At 40.9% G+C, this 22,840-nt stretch carries 19 protein-coding genes and 3 tRNA genes; 11 read left to right on the top strand and 11 right to left on the bottom strand.

Features of this window, described 5'->3' with window-relative positions; all coding sequences use genetic code 11:
* The first annotated feature begins 61 nt into the window (after positions 1 to 61).
* Positions 62 to 2,653 carry a Fe/S-dependent 2-methylisocitrate dehydratase AcnD gene (gene acnD / locus AOG26_RS04340; protein ID WP_054561377.1) on the top strand — a complete coding sequence of 864 codons (2,592 nt, stop codon included), beginning with the start codon at positions 62 to 64 and terminating at the stop codon, positions 2,651 to 2,653.
* Positions 2,654 to 2,656: 3 nt separating this feature from the next.
* A complete protein-coding gene (gene prpF, locus AOG26_RS04345; protein ID WP_054561378.1) occupies positions 2,657 to 3,826 on the top strand; it encodes a 2-methylaconitate cis-trans isomerase PrpF in 1,170 nt (389 codons plus the stop codon).
* A gap of 40 nt (positions 3,827 to 3,866) precedes the next feature.
* Here prpF and AOG26_RS04350 read toward each other — a convergent pair whose 3' ends face one another.
* The gene (locus AOG26_RS04350) at positions 3,867 to 4,775 is read right to left on the bottom strand and encodes a substrate-binding periplasmic protein (RefSeq protein ID WP_054561379.1); all 909 of its coding nucleotides are present in this window, start codon (positions 4,773 to 4,775) and stop codon (positions 3,867 to 3,869) included.
* 194 nt (positions 4,776 to 4,969) lie between these two features.
* Between AOG26_RS04350 and AOG26_RS04355 the strand changes: the two genes are divergently transcribed.
* Entirely contained in the window at positions 4,970 to 6,916 is a 1,947-nt protein-coding gene (locus AOG26_RS04355) for a glycoside hydrolase family 97 protein (protein ID WP_054561380.1), read from the top strand.
* Between the two features lie 174 nt (positions 6,917 to 7,090).
* Here the strand turns inward: AOG26_RS04355 and AOG26_RS20685 are convergent.
* The 5 genes from AOG26_RS20685 to AOG26_RS04380 form a co-directional block, all read right to left on the bottom strand.
* A tRNA-OTHER gene (locus tag AOG26_RS20685) sits at positions 7,091 to 7,158 on the bottom strand.
* A gap of 509 nt (positions 7,159 to 7,667) precedes the next feature.
* Positions 7,668 to 7,744 (bottom strand) — tRNA-Val (locus AOG26_RS04365).
* Between the two features lie 106 nt (positions 7,745 to 7,850).
* A tRNA-Val gene (locus AOG26_RS04370) sits at positions 7,851 to 7,927 on the bottom strand.
* 114 nt (positions 7,928 to 8,041) lie between these two features.
* Positions 8,042 to 9,061, bottom strand: a complete 1,020-nt coding sequence (locus AOG26_RS04375; protein WP_054561382.1) for a DUF3080 family protein — start codon at positions 9,059 to 9,061, stop codon at positions 8,042 to 8,044.
* Positions 9,036 to 10,394 carry an MATE family efflux transporter gene (locus tag AOG26_RS04380; protein ID WP_054561383.1) on the bottom strand — a complete coding sequence of 453 codons (1,359 nt, stop codon included), beginning with the start codon at positions 10,392 to 10,394 and terminating at the stop codon, positions 9,036 to 9,038. Before AOG26_RS04380 ends, AOG26_RS04375 begins: the two co-directional genes overlap by 26 nt.
* Positions 10,395 to 10,488: 94 nt before the next feature.
* Between AOG26_RS04380 and AOG26_RS04385 the strand changes: the two genes are divergently transcribed.
* Positions 10,489 to 11,115 (top strand): riboflavin synthase, encoded by a 627-nt coding sequence (locus tag AOG26_RS04385; protein WP_054561384.1) that lies wholly within the window; start codon positions 10,489 to 10,491, stop codon positions 11,113 to 11,115.
* 18 nt (positions 11,116 to 11,133) lie between these two features.
* Here AOG26_RS04385 and AOG26_RS04390 read toward each other — a convergent pair whose 3' ends face one another.
* Positions 11,134 to 11,337 carry a CPXCG motif-containing cysteine-rich protein gene (locus AOG26_RS04390; protein ID WP_054561385.1) on the bottom strand — a complete coding sequence of 68 codons (204 nt, stop codon included), beginning with the start codon at positions 11,335 to 11,337 and terminating at the stop codon, positions 11,134 to 11,136.
* 228 nt (positions 11,338 to 11,565) lie between these two features.
* On the bottom strand, positions 11,566 to 12,426 hold the full coding sequence (locus AOG26_RS04395; RefSeq protein ID WP_054561386.1) for a fructosamine kinase family protein: 861 nt from the start codon (positions 12,424 to 12,426) through the stop codon (positions 11,566 to 11,568).
* Positions 12,427 to 12,538: 112 nt separating this feature from the next.
* Between AOG26_RS04395 and AOG26_RS04400 the strand changes: the two genes are divergently transcribed.
* A complete protein-coding gene (locus tag AOG26_RS04400; protein WP_054561387.1) occupies positions 12,539 to 13,234 on the top strand; it encodes a hypothetical protein in 696 nt (231 codons plus the stop codon).
* 53 nt (positions 13,235 to 13,287) lie between these two features.
* Here AOG26_RS04400 and AOG26_RS04405 read toward each other — a convergent pair whose 3' ends face one another.
* A complete protein-coding gene (locus tag AOG26_RS04405) occupies positions 13,288 to 13,650 on the bottom strand; it encodes a DUF3718 domain-containing protein (RefSeq protein ID WP_054561388.1) in 363 nt (120 codons plus the stop codon).
* 358 nt (positions 13,651 to 14,008) lie between these two features.
* Between AOG26_RS04405 and AOG26_RS04410 the strand changes: the two genes are divergently transcribed.
* The 3 genes from AOG26_RS04410 to AOG26_RS04420 all read left to right on the top strand — a co-directional run bounded on the left by AOG26_RS04410 (position 14,009) and on the right by AOG26_RS04420 (position 17,527).
* Positions 14,009 to 14,794 carry a hypothetical protein gene (locus tag AOG26_RS04410; RefSeq protein WP_054561389.1) on the top strand — a complete coding sequence of 262 codons (786 nt, stop codon included), beginning with the start codon at positions 14,009 to 14,011 and terminating at the stop codon, positions 14,792 to 14,794.
* Between the two features lie 112 nt (positions 14,795 to 14,906).
* On the top strand, positions 14,907 to 16,289 hold the full coding sequence (locus AOG26_RS04415) for an amidohydrolase (RefSeq protein ID WP_054561390.1): 1,383 nt from the start codon (positions 14,907 to 14,909) through the stop codon (positions 16,287 to 16,289).
* A gap of 11 nt (positions 16,290 to 16,300) precedes the next feature.
* Positions 16,301 to 17,527, top strand: coding sequence for an amidohydrolase family protein (locus AOG26_RS04420; protein ID WP_054561391.1), 1,227 nt, complete (start codon positions 16,301 to 16,303; stop codon positions 17,525 to 17,527).
* 66 nt (positions 17,528 to 17,593) lie between these two features.
* Here AOG26_RS04420 and AOG26_RS04425 read toward each other — a convergent pair whose 3' ends face one another.
* Complete coding sequence (locus AOG26_RS04425; protein WP_054561392.1) at positions 17,594 to 18,793, bottom strand: Nramp family divalent metal transporter; 1,200 nt, start codon at positions 18,791 to 18,793, stop codon at positions 17,594 to 17,596.
* A gap of 315 nt (positions 18,794 to 19,108) precedes the next feature.
* On the opposite strand from AOG26_RS04425, the gene AOG26_RS04430 reads away from it, so the two are divergent.
* On the top strand, positions 19,109 to 19,525 hold the full coding sequence (locus tag AOG26_RS04430; RefSeq protein ID WP_054561393.1) for an MAPEG family protein: 417 nt from the start codon (positions 19,109 to 19,111) through the stop codon (positions 19,523 to 19,525).
* Positions 19,526 to 19,599: 74 nt separating this feature from the next.
* Here the strand turns inward: AOG26_RS04430 and AOG26_RS04435 are convergent, their stop codons facing one another.
* A complete protein-coding gene (locus tag AOG26_RS04435; protein ID WP_054561394.1) occupies positions 19,600 to 21,447 on the bottom strand; it encodes an ABC transporter ATP-binding protein in 1,848 nt (615 codons plus the stop codon).
* A gap of 159 nt (positions 21,448 to 21,606) precedes the next feature.
* On the opposite strand from AOG26_RS04435, the gene AOG26_RS04440 reads away from it, so the two are divergent.
* Both AOG26_RS04440 and AOG26_RS04445 read left to right on the top strand, forming a co-directional pair.
* Positions 21,607 to 22,437 (top strand): alpha/beta hydrolase, encoded by an 831-nt coding sequence (locus AOG26_RS04440; protein ID WP_054561395.1) that lies wholly within the window; start codon positions 21,607 to 21,609, stop codon positions 22,435 to 22,437.
* A gap of 3 nt (positions 22,438 to 22,440) precedes the next feature.
* Positions 22,441 to 22,836 carry a VanZ family protein gene (locus AOG26_RS04445; protein ID WP_054561396.1) on the top strand — a complete coding sequence of 132 codons (396 nt, stop codon included), beginning with the start codon at positions 22,441 to 22,443 and terminating at the stop codon, positions 22,834 to 22,836.
* The last annotated feature ends 4 nt before the right edge of the window (positions 22,837 to 22,840 follow it).

Below are 22,840 nucleotides of genomic sequence, written 5' to 3' on the forward strand. Positions count from 1 at the left end.
ATAAATACAAAAACAATCAGGCCACCTTTGTTCACCGTCACCAAGTACAAGTAGAATCATCATGAATACAAATTTTAGAAAACCATTAGCAGGCACCGGCGTCGATTACTTTGATACGCGCGCTGCTGTTGATGCAATTAAACCGGGCAGCTATGACACACTTCCTTACACATCAAGAGTACTTGCCGAAAACTTAGTTCGTCGCTGTGACCCTGAAATGCTAAATGATGCACTGTCGCAGTTAATTGACCGCAAGCGTGATTTAGATTTTCCATGGTTTCCTGCGCGTGTTGTGTGTCACGATATCTTAGGTCAAACAGCGTTAGTTGATTTAGCAGGCTTGCGTGATGCAATAGCTGCAAAAGGCGGCGATCCTGCAAAAGTGAACCCTGTGGTACCTACACAGTTAATTGTTGATCATTCATTAGCGGTTGAACACGCAGGTTTTGAACCTGACGCATTTGAAAAAAACCGTGCTATTGAAGACCGTCGTAACGATGACCGATTCCACTTTATTAATTGGACGAAAACAGCATTTAAAAATATTGATGTGATCCCGCCGGGTAACGGCATTATGCATCAGATTAATTTAGAGAAAATGTCACCTGTGATCCAAAAACGTGACGGCGTGGCATTCCCAGATACATTAGTTGGTACAGATAGCCACACACCTATGGTCGATGCGCTAGGTGTTATTGCAGTCGGTGTAGGTGGTCTTGAAGCTGAAAGTGTGATGCTTGGCCGTGCATCTTACATGCGTTTACCAGATATTGTGGGTGTTGAACTAAAAGGCAAGCCACAACCGGGTATTACTGCAACCGATATCGTATTAGCGATCACCGAATTTTTACGTAATGAAAGAGTTGTGTCGACCTACCTTGAATTTTATGGTGAAGGTGCCGATGCACTTACCCTAGGTGATAGAGCAACTATCTCTAATATGACGCCAGAGTTTGGCGCAACAGCTGCGATGTTCTACATCGATGACAACACACTTGATTACCTACGTTTAACAGGCCGTGAAGAAGAGCAAGTTAAACTAGTTGAAACTTACGCAAAAGAGACTGGCCTTTGGAGTGATAGCCTTAAAACGGCCGAGTATGAGCGTGTGTTAACTTTTGATCTGTCTTCAGTTGGTCGCAATATTGCGGGCCCTTCAAATCCACATCGCCGTGTTGCAACAAGCGAACTTGATAAAGCAGGTATCACTGGCGTTGTTGAGAATGAAGAAGGCTTAATGCCAGATGGCGCCTGTATCATTGCTGCAATCACAAGTTGTACTAATACCAGTAACCCACGTAACGTTATTGCTGCAGGTTTACTTGCGCGTAATGCCAACGCTAAAGGGTTAACTCGTAAGCCATGGGTTAAAACATCACTGGCACCGGGTTCTAAAGCGGTTAAATCTTACTTAGAAGAAGCCAATTTATTACCTGAGCTTGAACAACTTGGCTTTGGTATTGTTGCCTTCGCGTGTACAACCTGTAATGGCATGAGTGGTGCGCTTGATCCAAAAATTCAGCAAGAAGTGATTGACCGTGACCTATACGCAACGGCTGTACTTTCGGGTAACCGTAACTTCGATGGTCGTATTCACCCTTATGCTAAACAAGCATTCTTAGCTTCACCACCACTGGTTGTTGCTTATGCTATTGCCGGTACTATTCGTTTTGATATCGAAAAAGATGTATTAGGGCATGATCAACAAGGCAACGAAATTCGCCTTATGGATTTATGGCCATCAGACGAAGAAATTGATGCAGTGATTAAACAAAGTGTTAAACCTGAGCAGTTCAAAAAGGTTTACGAGCCAATGTTTGATTTAAGTGTAGATTATGGCGAAGACAACGATCCGCTTTACCAATGGCGTCCACAAAGTACTTATATTCGCCGTCCTCCTTATTGGGAAGGCGCATTAGCGGGTGAACGCTCTTTGAGTGATATGCGTGCATTAGCCGTATTGGGTGACAACATCACTACTGACCATTTATCACCTTCGAATGCGATTTTAGCGTCAAGTGCTGCTGGTGAATACCTGGCTAAAATGGGTCTCCCAGAAGAAGATTTTAACTCGTATGCTACTCACCGAGGTGACCATTTAACAGCACAGCGTGCTACATTCGCTAACCCTAAGTTATTGAATGAAATGGTTAAAGAAAATGGTGAAGTGAAGCAAGGTTCATATGCTCGCATTGAACCAGAAGGCAAAGTAACGCGTATGTGGGAAGCTATCGAAACCTACATGCAGCGCAAACAACCGCTTATCATTGTGGCTGGTGCCGATTATGGTCAAGGGTCATCACGTGACTGGGCTGCAAAAGGTGTACGCCTAGCTGGTGTTCAAGTGATTGCAGCCGAAGGCTTTGAGCGTATTCACCGTACCAACTTAATTGGTATGGGTGTATTACCGCTTGAGTTTAAAGCAGGTACCACGCGAACTACGCTAGGTATTGATGGTAGTGAGAGTTTCAGTGTTAAAGGTGAACCAACACCAGGCGCAACACTGACACTAGTGATTACCCGTGCCAATGGTGAAATCGTTGAAGTACCAATGACGTGCCGTTTAGATACAGCTGAAGAAGTGTCAATTTATTCAGCGGGTGGTGTACTGCAACGTTTCGCGCAAGATTTTTTAGAATCTGAGGAGCACTAAGCAATGGTATTTAAACCACAAATTAAGGTGCCAGCGACCTATATGCGTGGCGGCACCAGTAAAGGGGTGTTCTTTAACTTGACTGATTTACCCGAGCCTGCTCAAGTGGCAGGTGAGGCGCGCGACAACCTGTTATTACGTGTGATTGGCAGCCCCGATCCTTACCAAAAACAAACTGATGGTATGGGCGGTGCAACCTCAAGCACCAGTAAGACGGTGATATTATCGAAAAGTACTAAAGCTGATCACGATGTTGATTATCTGTTTGGTCAAGTTGCTATCGATAAAGCGTTTGTAGATTGGAGTGGTAACTGCGGTAATTTAACTTCAGCAGTCGGGGCCTTTGCTGTATCAAATGGTCTTGTTGATGCCAGCAAAATTCCAGAGAACGGCGTTGTTGAAGTTAAAGTATGGCAAGTCAATATTAGTAAAACCATCATAGTGCACGTGCCAATTACTAACGGTGAAGTGCAAGAAACTGGTGATTTTGAGCTTGATGGCGTGACCTTTCCAGCCGCTGAAGTAAAACTTGAATTTATGGACCCTGCTGATGGCGAAGGGGCTTTGTTCCCAACAGGTAACTTAGTCGATGAATTAGAAGTGCCGGGTATTGGTATGTTGTCTGCAACGATGATCAATGCGGGTATTCCTACAGTTTTCATTAACGCCAGTGAAGTTGGCTATGATGGCACAGAGCTACAAGAAGCCATTAACGGTGATGCATCGGCACTTGAAAAGTTAGAAACGATTCGTGCCTATGGGGCGTTGAAAATGGGGCTAATTTCTCATATTGATGAAGCAAAGGCACGTCAACATACGCCAAAAGTAGCTTGGGTTGCACCAGCTAAAACTTATCATGCATCAAGCGGTAAAGTTGTAAACGAAGCTGATATTGATTTAGTAGTACGTGCTATGTCGATGGGTAAGTTGCACCATGCCATGATGGGCACGGCTGCGGTTGCAATAGGTACTGCAGCTTCTATTCCTGGTACCTTGGTAAACCTTGCTGCAGGTGGTGGTGAGCGACAGGAGGTAAACTTTGGTCATCCTTCTGGCACTTTAAAAGTGGGCGCTGCTGCAACACTTGTTGATGGTAATTGGCAAGTCACAAAAGCAAGTATGAGCCGAAGTGCACGTGTATTAATGGAAGGCTGGGTTCGAGTGCCCGAGTAGTACTCACTTGCGTACTGATATAATCAAAATAAAGCGGCGTTTACGCCGCTTTGTCTAATCCGTAGCATTGTTGCTTCATACCTTCAATAAACTCATCAAACTTGCCGCTCTGTTGCATGAGTTCTATTTCATCATTTAAGTCTTCTAAAACTTTTTGCCAGTGTGGCGTTGATTTGCTGACAGAAAAATATAGCGGTTTGTATTCAAGCTTAGGCTCTAATGCGACCAGTGATTCTAGTATTTGTCGTTTGCCGCTAATTGATAATTCAGACTTGTAAACGCTTGCTTTTAACACTTCAAGATCTGCCACAATCAGGCTTACGCGGTTACTAAGTAAGAGATGAATTAGTTGGTACTCATTATTAGCGACGATTGTATCGATTTCTTTATTATCAATCATGGCATCGAGTTCTTTGGTGTTTTTATATGAGCGAACTACACCAATAGGCAAGTCTTTTACAGAGTTTAAATCGCCATTAAATGGAATTTGAGTTCCCTTTAACGCCACGAAAGAAAGATCCCCACCTGGAATGGCATGGCTCAAAGCGAGTAAATCGTTGCGGGTTTTATCAAGGAAGTTATCTGAAATAACATCATCTTCAACGAAATATTCAGGAAAAAGAATATCAGCGCGGCCTAGTTCAGCTTCTCTTACGGCACGTGCCCAAGGATAAAAACCAATATGCACGCCATAACCTTTTTCAAGTAAGGAGCTTACAGTAAATTGATAGAGCCAGCCTTTGTTGCATAAGTTTTCGTCTATATAAGGAGGCCAATCTAAAGTAACGAGCTTTAATACATGTTTGGCATCTAAGTTATACCCATATCCGCCGTTGAAACGCACCGCTTCTTCAGTGATGATTTCGCCATTTTTTTCAAAGCTAACAGGCGTAAGGCCCGCAAGAGCTTGATATGAGGCGAATAAAAAAAATACGGTCAGTAGTTTCATAAATTGTTTAAGTTTTTGTTATTTATCTAAAGCTTAGCCTTTTGCCGTAAATATACAACCTAGTAACTGTAACAATATCTAACGGATGGAGTACATTTTTCGATCACAGCTTATATTAATAGACTTGAGTGACAAAAAGTTTACATTTGTATTATGATATCACTTAATGCTTTTGCAGCTTAAGGATAACAACAATGATAAAACCAAGTATCTATATATCACTTCTCACAAGCTCTATGCTTGCTCACGCACAATTACCGCTTAGCGTTACAAGCCCAGATGGACAAATAACTGTAAAACTCGAAAAACAACAAAATCAGCTTGTTTATAGCGTAAATTATGGCAACCAAGAGTTTTTGCAGCAATCACAGCTTGGTTTAAATACCAACCTGGGTGATTTTTCACAAAGCCTAAAATATAAAAGCCATACAACAGCTTCAGTCAATGAAAGATATAAGCTGCATAATGCAAAGGTGAGTGAAGTAAACTACACGGCGAATACCTTAAAAGCGCAATTTGAAAATCAAGAGGGCAAAGTACTAGGAGTCGAGTTTAACGTGTCTGATAGCGATGTTGCATTTCGTTATCAGATATCGGGAGCTGAAACTGATACCCGTATTAAGGTGTTAGCTGAATACAGTGCTTTTAACCTACCAGATAATGCAACCACGTTTATAAGCCCACAAGCCTTACCTGAAACGGGCTGGATGCAAACAAAACCAAGTTACGAAGAGCCTTACACCTTCAACGAAGCCCTTGGAACACCGTCAGCGAATGGCGTGGGCTATACATTTCCTGCATTATTTAAAAATAGCGATAAAGGTTGGTTATTAATTTCTGAAACCGGTGTTGATAGCCATTATGTTGGCTCAAAATTAAGCGAGGGCACGAAAGACGGTGTTTATCGTATTTCATTTCCTCAGGCTGGAGAAAACAATGGCATTGGTGCAATTTATGCGGCTATGGCAATGCCTGCAACCACACCTTGGCGCACCATCACGTTAGGAACGAGTTTAAAGCCAATTGTTGAATCAACCGTGGCGTTTGATTTGGTTAAACCCCTTTATCAAGCAAGCCAAGAATATAAAATGGGTCGTTCAACATGGAGCTGGATTGTTTGGCAAGACCCAAGTATCAACTACGATGACCAAATCAAATTTATCGATTTAGCTGCATCATTAAATTTTGAATATGTATTAATCGACAATTGGTGGGATAAAAACATTGGCCGCGAGAGAATGGCTGAATTGGTTAAGTACGCCAATGGAAAGGGCGTTGATGTTATTTCATGGTACAACTCAAATGGCTGGTGGAATGACGCACCTCAAACCCCACAAAATAGAATGAACAGTGCACCAGCACGTCGAAATGAAATGGCGTGGTTGCAAAGCATTGGTGTTAAAGGGCTTAAAGTAGATTTTTTTGGTGGTGACAAACAAGAGACCATTAAACTCTATGAAGATATTCTTACAGATGCAAATCAGTATGGTTTAGTGATCACCTTTCATGGCAGCACCATCCCGCGTGGCTGGGAAAGAATGTATCCTAACTTCGTCACATCTGAAGCGGTACTGGCATCGGAGAACCTTGTTTTTCATCAAAATTCGTTAGATTTACATGCGTATAACGCGACTATTTTACCGTTCACTCGTAATGCTATTGGCGCTATGGACTTTGCCCCAGTGTTTTTAAACAAACGCTTATCTCAAGATCAAACAGTCGGCAATATTCGTAAAACCACAGATACATTTGAACTGGCAACAGGTGTGCTTTATCAATCACCAGTGCAACATTTTGGTCTGACGCCAAATAACCTTGAAGAACAACCTCAATTTGTTATTGATACTTTAAAGGCGATGCCAACGGTATGGGATGAAACACGCTATATTGCAGGTCAGCCGGGTCAAGATGCAACGATTGCGAGGCGTCATCAACAAACATGGTGGGTAGCAGCCGTGAATGGTGAAAATAAATCTAAAACATTAGATATTGATTTACCTATGTTAGCAGGTAAAAAAATCACCCTGTTGTTTGATAAAAAAGATGGCATTGCAGGTACTAAGCAAGTCACAGTAAGTAACAGTGGTAAATTAACCTTAAACTTATTAGCTCAAGGTGGCGCACTGATAATTGGTCGCTAAATGTGAGTTAATAGGCGGTAAACAAAACCAAGTAGAGAAAAGCGAGCAGGTTGCTCGCTTTTTTTATAGCTATATTTGCCTTGTTAAATTAGACGTGGGTCACAGAGAGGAGGGATGCGCTAATAAACTTAGCTTTTTATTTTTTAAATTACAGAAATTTAGAATTAGTACACAGAGTGGATTCGAACCACCAACTTTTGGTGTGGGTCATAGAGAGCGGTAGTGCTCTAACCAACTGAGCTTTTAAATTTATAATTCGGAAAAATTATAATTGGTACGACCGAGTGGATTCGAACCACCGATTTTGGCGTGGGTCATAGAGAGCGGTAATGCTCTAACCAACTGAGCTTTTAAATTTATAATTCGGGAAATTTAGAATTGGTACGACCGAGTGGATTCGAACCGCTGACCTTTGGCGCGGGTCATAAAGAGCGGTAGTGCTCTAACCAACTGAGCTTTTAAATTTATAATTCGGAAAATTTAGAATTGGTACGACCGAGTGGATTCGAACCACCGATTTTGGCGTGGGTCATAGATAGCGGTAGTGCGCTAATCAACTGAGCTACAACTGTATGATTTTGGTTTTATGATAGAAAAATTATAAAGAATTGAATAAATTGGTACGACCGAGTGGATTCGAACCACCGACTTTTGGGCCGGGTCATAGAGAGCGGTAGTGTTCTAACCAACTGAAATAGAACTGTATAATGTTGATTTTAGGATAATAAAATTCTGAGGAGTTTGAATAAATTGGTACGACCGAGTGGATTCGAACCACCGACCCCTACCATGTCAAGGTAGTGCTCTAACCAACTGAGCTACGGTCGTACTGAGATGTTAAAATCATGGTACAACCGAGTGGATTCGAACCACCGACCTTTGGAGCGGGCCGTTAAGAGTGGTAGTGCTATTTCCTTTGGTTATACCTAAATCATGGTACAACCGAGTGGATTCGAACCACCGACCCCTACCATGTCAAGGTAGTGCTCTAACCAACTGAGCTACGGTTGTATTTTGATTTTAAATTGTTGTTAGCGTGGCTAAACAACGGAGGCTAATATATAGCGACTGGTTGTGTGAATCAAGCAGCTTTAGCTATTTTTATGCTAAGTGCTGGTTTTTTATTCATAACGGACTAATTTCGCACCTTCTATAAAAACCTTGCCACCAAGTGACATGGCTTTTAGCTGAGCGCTTTAGATTTTGTAAAATTGCATCATTACTTTCGCTATCTACAAATTTGCCCATTTCTGTGTCACGCCATATTTGCTGGTAAAGAGGTTGTAGGGTTTCTAATCGACCCACTAAGAATGATTGATAGGGCTGTAATTGCTCTAAATAAAACTTTTTAAACACATTACTTAGCGTTTGTGCCTTTTGTTTATTCTTGTTCGCAGGGCAGAGCTCATCTTTTGAGTACTGCTTGAGCAGCGCTGTTATTTGTTGATTGTAATGTGTTTGCACCCTTGCCGCCGAAATAAGAAGCTTGTTGTATTTAAAACGGTTTAATACTTCGAGTTGGTTGATGATTTGCTCAGGGTCTACAGCGTTTATTTTGCCGTTATTAATATGGTTGTTTAATTTAGCAATTTGCTCCATCGCGCTCACGGTTTCGCTAAAACCTGCGGTGTTTTCATCAATGTGAGTCGAACTTAGCTGCCAGATTTGCTTAAACTCGCTTTCGTTGAGCAGCATAGCTTTAAAGTAGTTAGGAAGGTTTGCTTGCTTTTGTACTGCGGTGAGTTTTATTTTTTCAAACAGATCATCCTGATCTTCAAAGCTTTCTAAGCACTCATTTGCGCTTTGAATAAACTTAATTTGATAACTAAGAATGTTAGCAGGCGTTGCTGTTTTGCCGAGCTGATTATTGTGCTCAGCAATAAGAGTTGCGAGTTTACATTGGCGTAACTGGGCAAGTTCAAGCATGCCAATGGTTGCTTTATCTTCAGTATTTTCAGAAAAGTGGTTAACAGTTAGTGTACTTGGTTTAGAGAGTTTAAAGCTTTCAGTTTTAAGTACGTTTTCTAATCTTTGCGCGTAGGTGTGATTTACATCACCGGAAGAGGGCGTGCAGGCAATAAGTGCCAGGCACGCTGTTGCGATGATAGAGTTTAAAAGGCTATTGGTTTTGCAAAAAAGGTGCATGTTTAAATCGCCTATGAACAGTGAACATCAACATAATTGCTGCGGCACTTAACCCCACAATAATACCTATCCAAAAGCCATGAGGGCCCAGTGCTGGAACAATTAAATCTGTACGAGCAAGTACGAAGCCAAGCGCAAAGCCGATCAACCAATAGGATACAAAGGTGATATAACCAATCGGTGCCGTGTATTTCAATCCACGTAAAATACCATTGGCAGAAACTTGCAGGGCATCTGGTAACTGGTAGATACAAGCAAGTACCATGATTGAAGAAGCAAGAGCTAATACTTCAGGGTTGTCAGAATACAATTGGCTTATAATATCTCGAGCAAAAAAGGTCACACTTGCCAGTAAAAAAGCAATAATTGCCGCGAGAATATAACTCGTTTTAACGGCATTTTTTAACTGCTGATAATGTTGTTGGCCAAACAAATTGCCTATTCGAATGCTAATGGCAATTGAGAGGCTCAACGGCATCATAAACAGTAATGTCGTCACACTGGCTGCAATTTGGTGACCGGCAACAGCAACCGCACCTAAGTGCGCTATAAATAAAGGAATACAAGCAAATAGCGTTACTTCAAAAAAGGTAGCTAATGAAATAGGGATACCCACTTTGGTGATAGTCCATAAAGTAGCGGGCTTTGGCGCTTCGAAATTGGCTAGCAATGCTTTGGCATCAATCTTTTTGTTAAAGTGACAATAAATAACCTGAGTTAACGCCATTGCTGTAAATACCAGCGCCGTGGCAATACCACAGCCCGCGCCACCGTACGCTTGAAAACCTAATTTACCGTGTATAAATACGTAGTTGGCCGGAATATTAACTGCTAAGCCAATTAAACTAATGTAAAAAGCAGGTTTGGTCATTCCCATACCTTCAGTGATATTTCGGTACACACTGAAAAGTAAAAAACCAAAAATACCCCATTTAACAAAATGAATGTATTGCTCAGCTAAGTGGGTAATAGACTGTGAAGTATCTAATTGACTAAGCACAGTATCAGCAAGGCTTGCCAGCCCTAAACCGATTATGGCAAGTACTAACGCCAGATACAGGCCCTGTTGAAAATAATGACTAATACCTTGTTTATCGTTTGAACCAGCAAACTGCGCTATGATCCCGGTTAACGCCAATAATATGCCTTGCAGTGCAAGCATCAACGGATTCCAAATACCCGTTGCAATAGAAAGTGCTGCCAAGTCTGTTGCACTCACTTGGCCTGCCATCACGGTATCAACAACCGTCATTAAAATAAGGGTTACCTGTGCCAAAAAAACAGGAATGGCTAACGAAATTAACCTTTTGGCTTCCCAACTACAAAAAGACATAAATTACACGACTAAATAAACAGACAGCCATTGTAATCTATTCATAGATCAATAAAAATCGCAGTTATCTATTTAATGAAGAAAAGAGAAAGCGATGTTCACTGGAATTGTGCAAACGCAAGCCGTTGTGGTTGATGCTACTAACCAAGGCGGTGTACTAAGGCTAGCTTTAAAAGTAGATCAGCAATTTGCTGAAAACCTGAATATCGGCGCAAGCATAGCCATTAATGGTTGTTGTTTAACCGTGGTGAAGTTTGCATCAGACACTAAAGGCTGCTGTGTTATAAATTTTGATGTGATTGATGAAACATTAAAGTTAACCAACCTAGGTATGCTGGCTGTCAATGATACAGTGAATTTTGAACGTTCAGTGACTTTTGGTACTGAACTGGGCGGACATATCGTGTCTGGTCACATTCATTGTATGGCCGAGATACTTTCAATTAACCACCATCAAGATAACTGTAAAATGCAATTAGCATTAGCAAAAGAGTGGCAAAAATATGTGCTTTATAAGGGGTTTGTGAGCGTTAACGGGGCAAGCCTCACTGTAGGTGAAGTTGATGATCAGGGCTTTTGGCTACACTTGATCCCAGAAACACTCTCTATTACCAATCTTGATAACTACCGCGAGGGTGATAAGTTAAATATCGAAGTCGATCAGCAAACTTATACCATTATCAACACGGTCGAAAATTATCTTTCGCAACAAGCAAAATAAATACATCAAACGAGCAAATTAAAAAATTTGCTCGTCGTCACTATCGACATGTAATTCGAGTTTGTTGTGTGCGTAATCTATATGCATATTTAAATGAATGGGATTGCAACATGCTGCGCAATCTTCATAGTAATCTTGGTCACCGTCGCTTGCATCAAGTGCAACATGAATATGGTGGCCACAGTGAGGGCATGAAATCCGTTGTGTGTATTGGTCTTTCATCAGCTTTTACCTTAATCAGGCATGCCTGAGTTCGTTAAATTGCAATCTTTATTAAACCCTAACTCATCAAAAATGAATCTAGATTTAATTAGATTGATATAACTCTCTAACCGAATAGATGTAAGCGTAGTGCTACCAATTCGGTTAGCATCTTTATTAATACGCTTTATAAGATAAATATAGCTGTGTTTAGCGGTTTGTGACATTCCTTTTACAGTGATTTCGTGCTTATTTCAGTAGCTGATCAATTTGTTGTTTTGCTTCAGTAAGATAGTGCCCAGCAAATATATTGGCATTATTGAGCATAGGGTATAGTTGATAGATGGCTCTACGTTGCTCGTAACCTACCTGCAATGGGTAGATATCGTTATAGGCATCATAAAAGCTATCAGGCAGTGGCGCATATAGCTCACTCATGGCAATATCGCATTCCCGATCACCATAATAACAAGCAGGGTCAAATACACTGGGTACATTATTATAAAAGCCCATATTTCGACGCCAAAAATCACCGTGCAATAACGAAGGCTCTACAACATGGCTATGCAGTGCGTTTTTAATAAAAGCGATGAAGGTGTCTTGGTTGACAAGTTCAATGCCTTTTTCTTGTAATAACTGCAATTGCCAACCAATGCGTTCTTCAGCAAAAAATACATCCCATTTTTTGTGCCAACGATTTGGTTGTAGAGTAGGGCCAAGAAAATTATCGTTATCTAAGCCGAACATGGCTTGGGTATGCTTTTGGTGTAAATGGGCAAGGTGTTCCCCCATTTCATGCCAATTGGTATGGGGCTGTTTATCAAGCTCTAACCATTCAAGCACGATAAATGAAAACTCAATATTGCAACCTGTGGTGATGCAGTCTGGGATCATAAATAGGCTTTCTTGGGTTAATAGCTCAAGATTAAAGGCTTCGCACTCTAGGCGCTCTAGATCACTCAAGTGAGCAACTTTCACAAAGAAGTGGTGTAGATCATCACCAATTTGGAAGTATTTGTCGTTATTGGGTGATTGTAATTGGCGCTTAAAGGTATGCTTAAAATCAAAGTGCATCGCTTGGCTAATCTGTTCATTCACCGAATTCCACATAATTTTGTTCACCTTTTAACCATATAATTAAACTATGGCAAAAAGACGATGAATTAACAAACCCATAGCGTTAATATTGTTAAAGTTTATCGAAGTATTTATGAGGGGTCAGATGAATAAAAGTCTCATTACTAATTTAGTGGCGCTTGCCTTAGTATTAGTCGGATTTTTATTTGAACAAGCAATTGTGCTTTCTGTTGGTTTATTTGCGTTATCGGGCGCAGTAACTAACTGGCTTGCTATTCACATGCTATTCGAAAAAGTACCATTTTTATACGGCTCTGGGGTTATCACTTTAAAGTTTGCCTCTTTTAAGGTGGCTATTCGTAACTTGGTAATGACCGAGTTCTTCGCCGAAGAGAAAATCGATCAGGTAATGGCGTTAGCTAAGCCAAATATTGATTTAGAGCCAGTGATCAGTGAAGTTAATTTAAGTCCGGCTTATGACTCATTAATTGAGGTTATCGAAAACTCACAGTTTGGTGGCATGCTATCAATGTTTGGTGGCCGTGATGCGCTTGAGCCGATGCGTGAACCTTTCATTGAAAAAATGAAAGCAGCGGTGATTGATATTTCAAAGAGCGACGAATTTAAAACGATTCTAGATGAAAAGCTATTTGCCAACTCTCATCTTGGTGGCTCATTGCACAGTACTGTAGAGCGTTTAGTTGATGAGCGTTTGAATGAGCTTACGCCAACCATGGTGAAAGATATTATTCAAACCATGATCAAAGAACATTTAGGTTGGTTAGTGATTTGGGGCGGAGTATTTGGCGGCCTATTTGGCCTGATCGCTGCGCTAGTTTAACGAAGAAGGAATTTGTAGCAGGCCTTTAAAGACCTGCTACAGTGAATTCATCATTATTTCGAACCAGCAATAACAATCACTGTGTCATCAGATACTTTAGCAATATCTTGAATACTTGTTTTTGTTGCTGTTTCAAAATTTAAGTATTTCGCAGAGTTATGAAAACCATAAGTGCTTGCAAACTTATCAGTCGTCATATCATTGCAAAGTAGTTTTTCTGTCATTACTCGTTTGCTTAAGCGTAGATCGCGCATTGTGCTTGATACGTTTAATGGTTTGTTAGAAGCAATGGCCATGCAAGCTTGCGTGCCAACAGAGTTATCTGCTGCGACAAATTGTGCTGCACTTGCATCAGTTGCTGCTAATGAAGAACCTAAAATTAATGCTGTACCTAGTGCTGTAGTTAACGTATTCATCTTTCTCTCCAGTTGTTGTCCGTATTACGTTTAGTATGTGCGACCTCGCTTTTATGGATACTTCACACTTCCTGTTTGCTGGGCACATTTAAAGTATTACGCTAAACAAGAACAATTGCTGTTAATGAAAATCGACAAGATGTAAGTAAGTATGTAGATGTGAACAAGTAAAACTAACCGCTTGATTAGTGCTATTTTAAAGTGTGAATTTTGACACAAATAGGCTGAAATTTTTTTTCATTTATTTTTTAAAACGTGTTTTGGCTCGTATTAAAGGCTTAATTTTTACGTAGCTGTTACATTTAAGTATTAACTCTAGCTTTTCTTAAAAAGGCTAATCAGAGTATAAGGAGCATGAGTGACCACAAAATTAGCAGGCTATTATCAACAAGCCTATGCATCTGAATCAAAACACTTTAATCAATGTTTTTATTGTGGTTGTGAAGCAACTGAGCGAGATTTTTGTCCGCCACTGCATATGCTGCAAAGCATTATAGATTTAGGCGAAGAGGCTGAATTTATATCAATTCCAGCATGTTATGAGTGCTTTGCATTACTGCATAACGAACGAGTGCTGACTATTGATGGGCGAGTTACAAAGCTTAAAAAGAAACTTTCAACAAAGTATGCAAAAGCGCTGAGAATTTATCACATGTGGCATGAGAGTGAACTTCACGATATGAGTGATGAGTTTGTGCACAGTATTAAAGCAGGCATGAAGTTAGGTGCAGAGGCAGCAGAGCGACTTGCATTTCAAGGTTATAGCTATGCAACTGAAGATGCCAGTGTCACTATTCGTGAGAAGCGTGCTGAATTTGATGTGCAAGGCAAAGTCTTTTATGACTTTAAAGACGCGCTTAATTACTGCATTAATGATTTACAAGTCGACAGAACAGAATTCTATAAGCTGGTGGTAGAAGATTATAACGGCGATTTTAACCGTGCATTGAGTCAATACCGCCATCGACACGAAAAAGTAACCGCAGCTAACGATGCTGATTCACTGATTAAAAGTTTTGCCAAGCAGCATAAGCAAAACTCTGATTTTGTAACTCGAACTGTGAAACATTTTATCAACAAAGATCCGAGCTTGACGACCGAAGGTGCGTTAGAGCAGCTATATAACAACTACATAAAGAAATAGTGCTCTGTGAGGCTGGTTGTTCGTCTTGAATATTGGTGACTGGCCTCGTTTACTCGCATTAGAATTAACAATTAGTTAAAGTAATTAAATAATAAAAAAGAGGAACGTAAGAATGCAAAAATTTGCACCATCCTTGTTGGTTATGGCGCTTGGTGTCGCGTTAGCGGGTTGCCAAGACAATGGCCCACAAGATCCAAAAGTCTCGATTAACAAAAACCCATACCCAAGCACTTATCAGCCACTTGCATCACAAAGTACGTTAATCACTAATGCCACTGTTTTAACCGGCACAGGTGAACGTTTAGATGACGCAGATGTATTCTTTGTTGATGGCAAAGTACAACAAATAGGTAAAGACCTTTCTGTACAAGCTGATAAAACAATTGATGCAGAAGGTAAATGGGTAACGCCGGGTATTATTGACGTGCATTCACATTTAGGTGCATACCCAACTCCATCAGTGGCATCTCACCAAGATGGTAATGAAATGACCAGCCCTGTGACTGCAGAAGTATGGGTTGAGCATTCAGTATGGCCACAAGATCCTGGCTTTAACCGTGCTCGTGAAGGCGGTATTACGTCATTACAAATTCTACCAGGTTCAGCAAACTTAATTGGTGGCCGCGGTGTAACACTTAAAAACATTCCTTCGCACACGATGCAGGGTATGAAATTTCCTGAAGCACCGTATGGTTTAAAAATGGCATGTGGTGAAAACCCGAAACGTGTTTATGGCCGTAAAGGTGTTTTACCATCAACGCGTATGGGTAACATGGCGGGCTATCGCACAGCGTGGATTGAAGCGACTGAGTACAAACGCGAGTGGGATAAATACGAAAGTGATTATGCCGCGGGTAAAAACCCTGCAGTACCTCATCGCGACATTAAGCTAGATACACTAGCTGGTGTGTTAGAAGGTGACATTTTAATCCATAACCACTGTTATAAAGCAGAAGAAATGGCCATGATGATCGACCTTGGTAAAGAGTTCGGCTATCACTCAGGTACTTTCCATCACGGTGTTGAAGCATACAAAATTGCTGATTTACTTGCTGAGAACGGTAACTGTGCGGCACTTTGGCCAGATTGGTGGGGCTTTAAAATGGAAGCCTACGACATGGTTCAAGAGAACGTAGCAATTGTAGATGCTGTTAAAAATTCATGTGCCGTTGTTCACTCTGATTCAGATACAACTATCCAACGCTTAAACCAAGAAGCCGGTAAAGTTATGTATCGCGCGAATGATGTGGGCTATGACATCTCTGAGCAACACGCAATCAAGTGGATCACTTCAAACGCGGCTAAATCGCTAGGTATTGATGATAAAACAGGTTCACTTGAAGCAGGTAAGCAAGCTGATGTGGTTATTTGGAACCAAAACCCATTCAGTGTTTATGCGAAAGCTGAACAAGTATTTATCGATGGTGCCAAAGTTTATGATCGTAACGATGATAAATACCAAGCACAAAGTGATTTCATGCTAGGTCAAAAATAGGAGTAACATTGATGACAAAATTAACTAAATCATTAAAGCTGTCACTTGTTGCTGCTGGCTTATTTTCTGCGACAGCAAGTGCTGCATCGGTAGCGATTGTAAATGCAACACTACACACTTCAACAGAGCAAGGCGTACTTGAAGGCGCAAGCATTGTTATTGAAGATGGCAAAATTGTTGCTATTAACCCAGCATCTATCAACGCGGATACAACCATTGATGCAAAAGGCCAAATCGTGACTGCTGGCTTTATTGGCACTATGAACCAATTAGGCTTAGTCGAAGTGGGTGCTGTTGCAGGGTCGCGCGATGGTGGTGACGACAAAGCGGGGATTGATTTTGATCCAAGCCTTGCATTCAACCCACGCAGTAGCTTAATTCCTTATGCACGCAAAGGCGGCATTACACAAGACGTAATTGTACCAAACGGCGGTGACAGTATCTTTGCGGGTCTTGCATCTGTAGTTGATCTATCAGGTAGCTTTGAAAGCGTAAATAAAAAGCAAGTTGCACTTGTTGTTCATTTAGGTGAAAAGAGTAAAGGCTCACGTGCTATGTCGATGAAAACACTTATCGACAAGCTTGAAGGCGAAAAGTCAGCTAAAAAAGATGACAAAAAAGAGCCATCAACAGAGCAAAAAGTGCTAGCAGCTGTGCTTGCGGGTGATATGCCACTGATTGCGAGTGTTCAACGCGCATCAGACATCTATGAGCTTGTTAAGTTAAAAGAAACCTATGGCATCAATTTAGTGATTCATGGCGGTGATGATGCTGTTGTGGTTGCGGATGCTCTAGCTAAAGCGGATGTTCCTGTGATCATCAGCTCTATGGCTAACTTACCGGGTAGCTTTGACTCATTACATGCAAACCTTGCTAACGCAGGTAAGCTTGAAAAAGCTGGTGTAAAAGTCATTATTGGTGTTGCTGGTGACTCAAGCCACAATGTATACCAATTACGTTTTGATGCAGGTAATGCTGTGTCATACGGTATGAGCCAACAAGGTGCACTTAGCGCAGTAACCAGCAATATTGCTGATGTTTTTGGTTTAAACTCAGGCGCAATTGCCAAAGGTAAACGTGCAAACCTAGTTATGTGGTCTGCAGATCCATTTGAGCTTAACTCACACGTAAGCAAAATGTGGATCAACGGTGAAGAGGTTTCAACCGAAGCGCGTCAAGATAAACTACGCGATCGTTATACAACTGATTCAGCGATGCCACGCGCTTATACTAAATAAGCGCTCAACATATGAAAAGGCCGCAAACTTGCGGCCTTTTTTTAATACATATTTTCAAACTAAAAACTAAAAAATTAGATTGCTTAGTTTATAAAGGCTAAGGCCAAATATAAGCAGTATTACTGGCACAATTACAAGGTTAAGTAAAAGCGAATTAGTGTAGCTTTTCATCACCGATTTTTGATTTACCAACCAAACAAGGTAACAGGTTACAATTGGCAGTAATAAACCATTGGCAGCTTGCGCAAAGATGATAACCGCAACCGGATCAAGCCCAAGCGATGCGACCAGTGCACCGAAAACAAGGATAGTGATAGCAACCAGTTTAAAACGTGTATCACTCATTTGTGTTGACCAACCAAGCATGCCGCAAACAGCGTAAGCACCCGCAAGAGGTGCAGTTATTGCGCTAGTAAGCCCGGCAGAACATAAACCGATAGCAAAGAAATAATGAGCCATACCACCTAGAAGTGGCTCAAGCTGCACAGCCATATTGGCCGCTGAAATTTTACCTGCATCAGTACCGTAAAATGCCACAGAGGCTGTTGATAAGATAGCTAACGTGATTATGCCACCTAAAGTTATCGAAATACCGGTATCAAGGTTTGTTTCTTTGATTACTTTGTCGATATTTTTTGAACTATCGTGTTTTTCTGCAAGTACCCCAGAGTGTAAAAACAGGTTGTAGGGCACAATTGTTGTGCCTATCAAGGCAAGTACCGTGGTAATTGAATTATCAGGTAAGCTAGGTATAAATCCTTTTAGCACTTCACCAAGTGGCGGAGCCGCCATCACCAGCGTTGAAATAAATACTAAACTCATCAACACCACTAGAACAATTAACGCACCCTCAATGACTTTATGTTTGCCAGTGTACAAAAGAACTGCACCTAAAACTGCAATAAGGGGAGTCGAGAGAAATGGGTTTACAGAAGGTAGTATTTCTTGCAATCCTAAACTGGCACCAGTCAGATTACCAGCTTCATAAGCTGCACTGCCAATGCCAATCGCACTTATTACTAATATTACAGCCAGGGCTTTAAAAATCGGTGTTTGAATGGTGCTTCTAAGTGCTGAGGCTAAATCTAACCCTGTAGCCACACCAAGACGAGCTGCCATAGATTGCAGCAAAATAGTCGCTATGACAGAGAACAATAAAGTCCAAATAAGAGCAAAGCCAAAATTAGCACCAGCAACACTTGCTGTGGTGATAGTACCTGGGCCAATAAAAGCAGCGGTAACAAGAAGTCCGGGTCCTAAACGCATGATAAAACCTTTTATTATTATTTTTAGTACATTAACTGATAGATAAAACAGCTATCGTTATATAAAACAGATCTTAAGACTATAGAGAGTCGAAGCAAGGGTAAAGTAAAAGAGGCGAGTTGCGTTAAGTTCATGTGTTTAACAAATATCTATCCACTCTGTAAATTTTATACAAAATAGGTAACAGTGGCACAGCATACATAGTTTTTAACAGATAGATAATTATTTAAAATCAGTAAGTTAATTTAGTTTTTTGGTTTGGTTGGTTTTTTGCAAGGAATAGGCATTCATGTTGTTATAGAAAAGGAAATGAAGATGCCTGAACTTACTTTTTCAGCTTATGCGGCTGTGTATGTTTTTCTGATTATGCTTACTATTCAGTGGATAGTTGCAGCTGTCACAAAAGCCAAACAACCCAATGCGGTGCCTGGTAAACTCGATAATTCATTAAGTCATGACAGCTTTGTGTTTCGTTCACATCGCACATTTATGAATACCTTAGAAAATAGCCCGTTATTTTTAGGTACCGTATTTCTGGGGTTCTTTTTAAACTTGAACAGCAGCGCATTTGCACTGTGTATTTGGATGTATGTGATAGCCAGAATCATTCATATGCTGCTGTATTATGGTGTGGCTACTGAGAAGAATCCAAGCCCACGCAGCTATTTCTTTTTAATCGCTGCTTTGGCAAATATTGTGATGCTCGTTCTGATTGGTTTACGTTTGATTTAAAGAGCATTGCTAACATATAAAAAAGGCATTGAAAGAATACTCATTCAATGCCTTTTTTAATAGTGAAAACCTAGCTATTCAACGCCGATAAAGCCACCGGTCTGATGTGACCACAGGGCAGCATAGATGCCACCTTGTGCGATTAATTGCTCATGAGAGCCTTGTTCTACCACGCCACCTTCATCAAGCACAATGAGCCTATCCATTTGCGCAATAGTTGATAAACGGTGTGCAATGGCAATTACAGTTTTGCCAGTCATTAAATCGTCTAGGCTAGTTTGAATCGCGGCTTCAACTTCAGAATCAAGAGCACTGGTTGCTTCATCCAATATAAGAATTGGCGCATCTTTTAGAAGGACTCGTGCAATAGCAATACGTTGACGTTGACCACCAGAAAGCTTCACACCGCGTTCACCAACTTGTGCGGCAAAGCCTTTATTGCCTTTGCTGTCTTCAAGGTCTTCGATGAACTCAATTGCTTCTGCTTGCTTTGCGGCCGCAAGCATTTCATCTTCAGTTGCATCGGGCCTACCATAAAGAATGTTATCTTTTACTGAGCGGTGTAACAGTGAGGTATCTTGCGTCACCATCGCAATGTGCTTACGTAAGCTTTCTTGGCTTACCTCAGCGATGTTTTGACCATCAATACGAATTGTGCCCGAGTCAACATCATAAAAACGCAGTAATAAATTCACTAAGGTAGATTTACCCGCGCCAGAGCGACCCACTAAACCTATTTTTTCACCCGGTTTAATGTCTAAATTTAAGCCATTGATAACAGGGCCGCGGTGGGTCTCGTTGGCAGCTTTACCATAATTAAATTGCACATTCTCAAAGCTTATCGACCCTTCATTAACAGTAAGAGTGCTTGCGTTTTCTTTATCATCAACTTCAATCGGTGTTGATAGGGTTTTCATACCATCAGCAACAGTACCAATGTTTTCAAATAGGCTACTGATCTCCCACATGATCCACTGTGCCATACCGTTTAATCTCAGCGATAAACTCACCGCAATGGCGATAGCACCAACACTGATGGCGCTAATTGACCATAGATATAAAGAGAGGGCAGCAATACTAAATACCAATAAGTAATTTAGCGTGTTGATAGAGAAGTTTAGGCTAGTAACTAAGCGCATTTGCTTATATACCGGTTGTAAAAACACATCCATGCTATCTTTTGCATATTGTTCTTCTCGCTGTGTGTACGAGAACAATTTGATAGTAGAAATGTTAGTGTAGCTATCAACTACACGTCCGGTCATTTCTGAGCGTGCATCAGCTTGCGAGCTGGCTACTTTTTTTAGCTTAGGAACAAAATACATTTGAATTACTGCGTATAAAACTAGCCAAATCAATAATGGCAACATCAAACGCCAGTCAGATTCTGCGACCAAAAACACCATGGCGCCAAAGTAGACAACGATATACATTAGAACATCGAGCAATTTCATCACTGATTCACGAACAGCTAATGAGGTTTGCATGACTTTTGTCGCAATACGGCCGGCAAATTCGTTTTGATAAAAACTAACACTCTGACGAAGCAAATAACGGTGTGCTAACCAACGGATAGACATAGGATAGTTGCCAAGCAGCGCTTGATGTAACACCGCTGAGTGAAAGAACACGACAATAGGTAACACCACCAGCAACATAACCGCCATTTTTGTAAGCTCAGCCTGCTGTTCAACAAACAAGGTATCTGGGGTGTATTGACCAAGCCAATCGACCAGTTGCCCCATGTAACTAAATAGCGATACTTCTAAAATTGCGAGTGCAGCGGCGCTTAACGACATCAGCAGCAATGAAAGCTCCATGCCACGGGTATAATGACGGCAAAAAGCAAATAAGCTATTAGGTGGCTGAGAGGGTTGCTCTTTAGGAAACGGATTAGTCATCCGCTCAAATAAACGATACATAGACGACGCTTTTTAAAAATCAAAGTGGCCTTACTATATCATTTGAGTGGTTTTTTAGCAGTTCATTTAATTTAAAAACTAAGATTAAAATCTATCAACTATTCAGTTATTTACATCTAGTGTGAGAAATGAAAATATAATAAGAAAAAGGAATTAATGATGAAAAAGTTGCTTTGTACGCTGTCTCTTGTTTTTAGTTTACCGCTTTGTGCCTACCATACCGACACCCACATATTTAAGGGCAAAAAAACCAGCATCGAAAAACCCGTAACGGTGACATTACCTGACGGCTATCAAGACTCAAAAGAGTACAATGTTATCTATGTATTACATGGCTATAGTGGCAATCACAGCGATTGGACAAAGCTGACAAACATTGAAAAATTAGCAGACCAATATGATGTCATCATTGTTAATCCAGATGGCAATTTTGGTTCGTGGTATCTCGATTCTGATATCGACAAAAGCTCACAATACGAAACCTATATCGCAGACGACTTACTAAATTATATCGATTCTAAATATTCGACCAATCGGTCTAAAAGTGGCCGTGCAATCACAGGCTTATCAATGGGGGGCTTTGGTGCTTTGCACATTGCAATAAATCACCCAAACCTGTTTGCAGCAGTTTCAGGGATGTCTGCTGGGGTTGATGTTAGGCCCTTTAGTGCAGAGTTTGATCTTGCAAAAGTACTCGGCAGTTACGCTGAAAACAAAGAAAAATGGGATAGCATAGCCATTATTAATAACCTCCATAAAATTGCTGCAGGCAATACGGCATGGAAAAAGGGCGCTGATACCTTACCGATTATGCTTGATATAGGCGTTGATGACTTTTTTATTGAGCAAAACCGAGCGCTACACCAAGCGATGTTGAAAATGCGCATCCGCCATGACTATGTTGAACGTCCGGGCATTCATGACTGGCACTATTGGAATAAAGTGATTGCCTATCAATTTTTATTTTTAACCTCACATATGGCGCCATAAAAGATGTTTCAACGTATTCTTGTGTTAATTGCTATCAGCTTTTTTGGTTTTATTGGTTGGGTTATCTATCTTGCCAATACTGGGCAAAAGTCGGTGTTTTTCGAACTTGTTGCGGCAATTCCTTACGGTGATAAGTTGGGGCATTTTTGCTTATTTGGACTACTTACGCTATTCATCAACCTCGCCTTTAAGTTTAAAACAATGAATATTGCTGGGCGGCCTATTTATTTAGCTGTGCTGATTGTAAGTACATTTGTGATTTTAGAAGAGCTAAGCCAGTATTTTGTCGAATCTCGGACGCTAGATTTTGTCGATTTAATCGCTGATTTTGTGGGTATTGCCGTTTTCAGTGCTTTTTCAGCTTGGCTTTGCAAAAAGTTATATCCAATTAAGGCTTAAACTT

The sequence above is a fragment of the Pseudoalteromonas sp. UCD-33C genome, assembly GCF_001306895.1.
Taxonomy (GTDB): domain Bacteria; phylum Pseudomonadota; class Gammaproteobacteria; order Enterobacterales; family Alteromonadaceae; genus Pseudoalteromonas.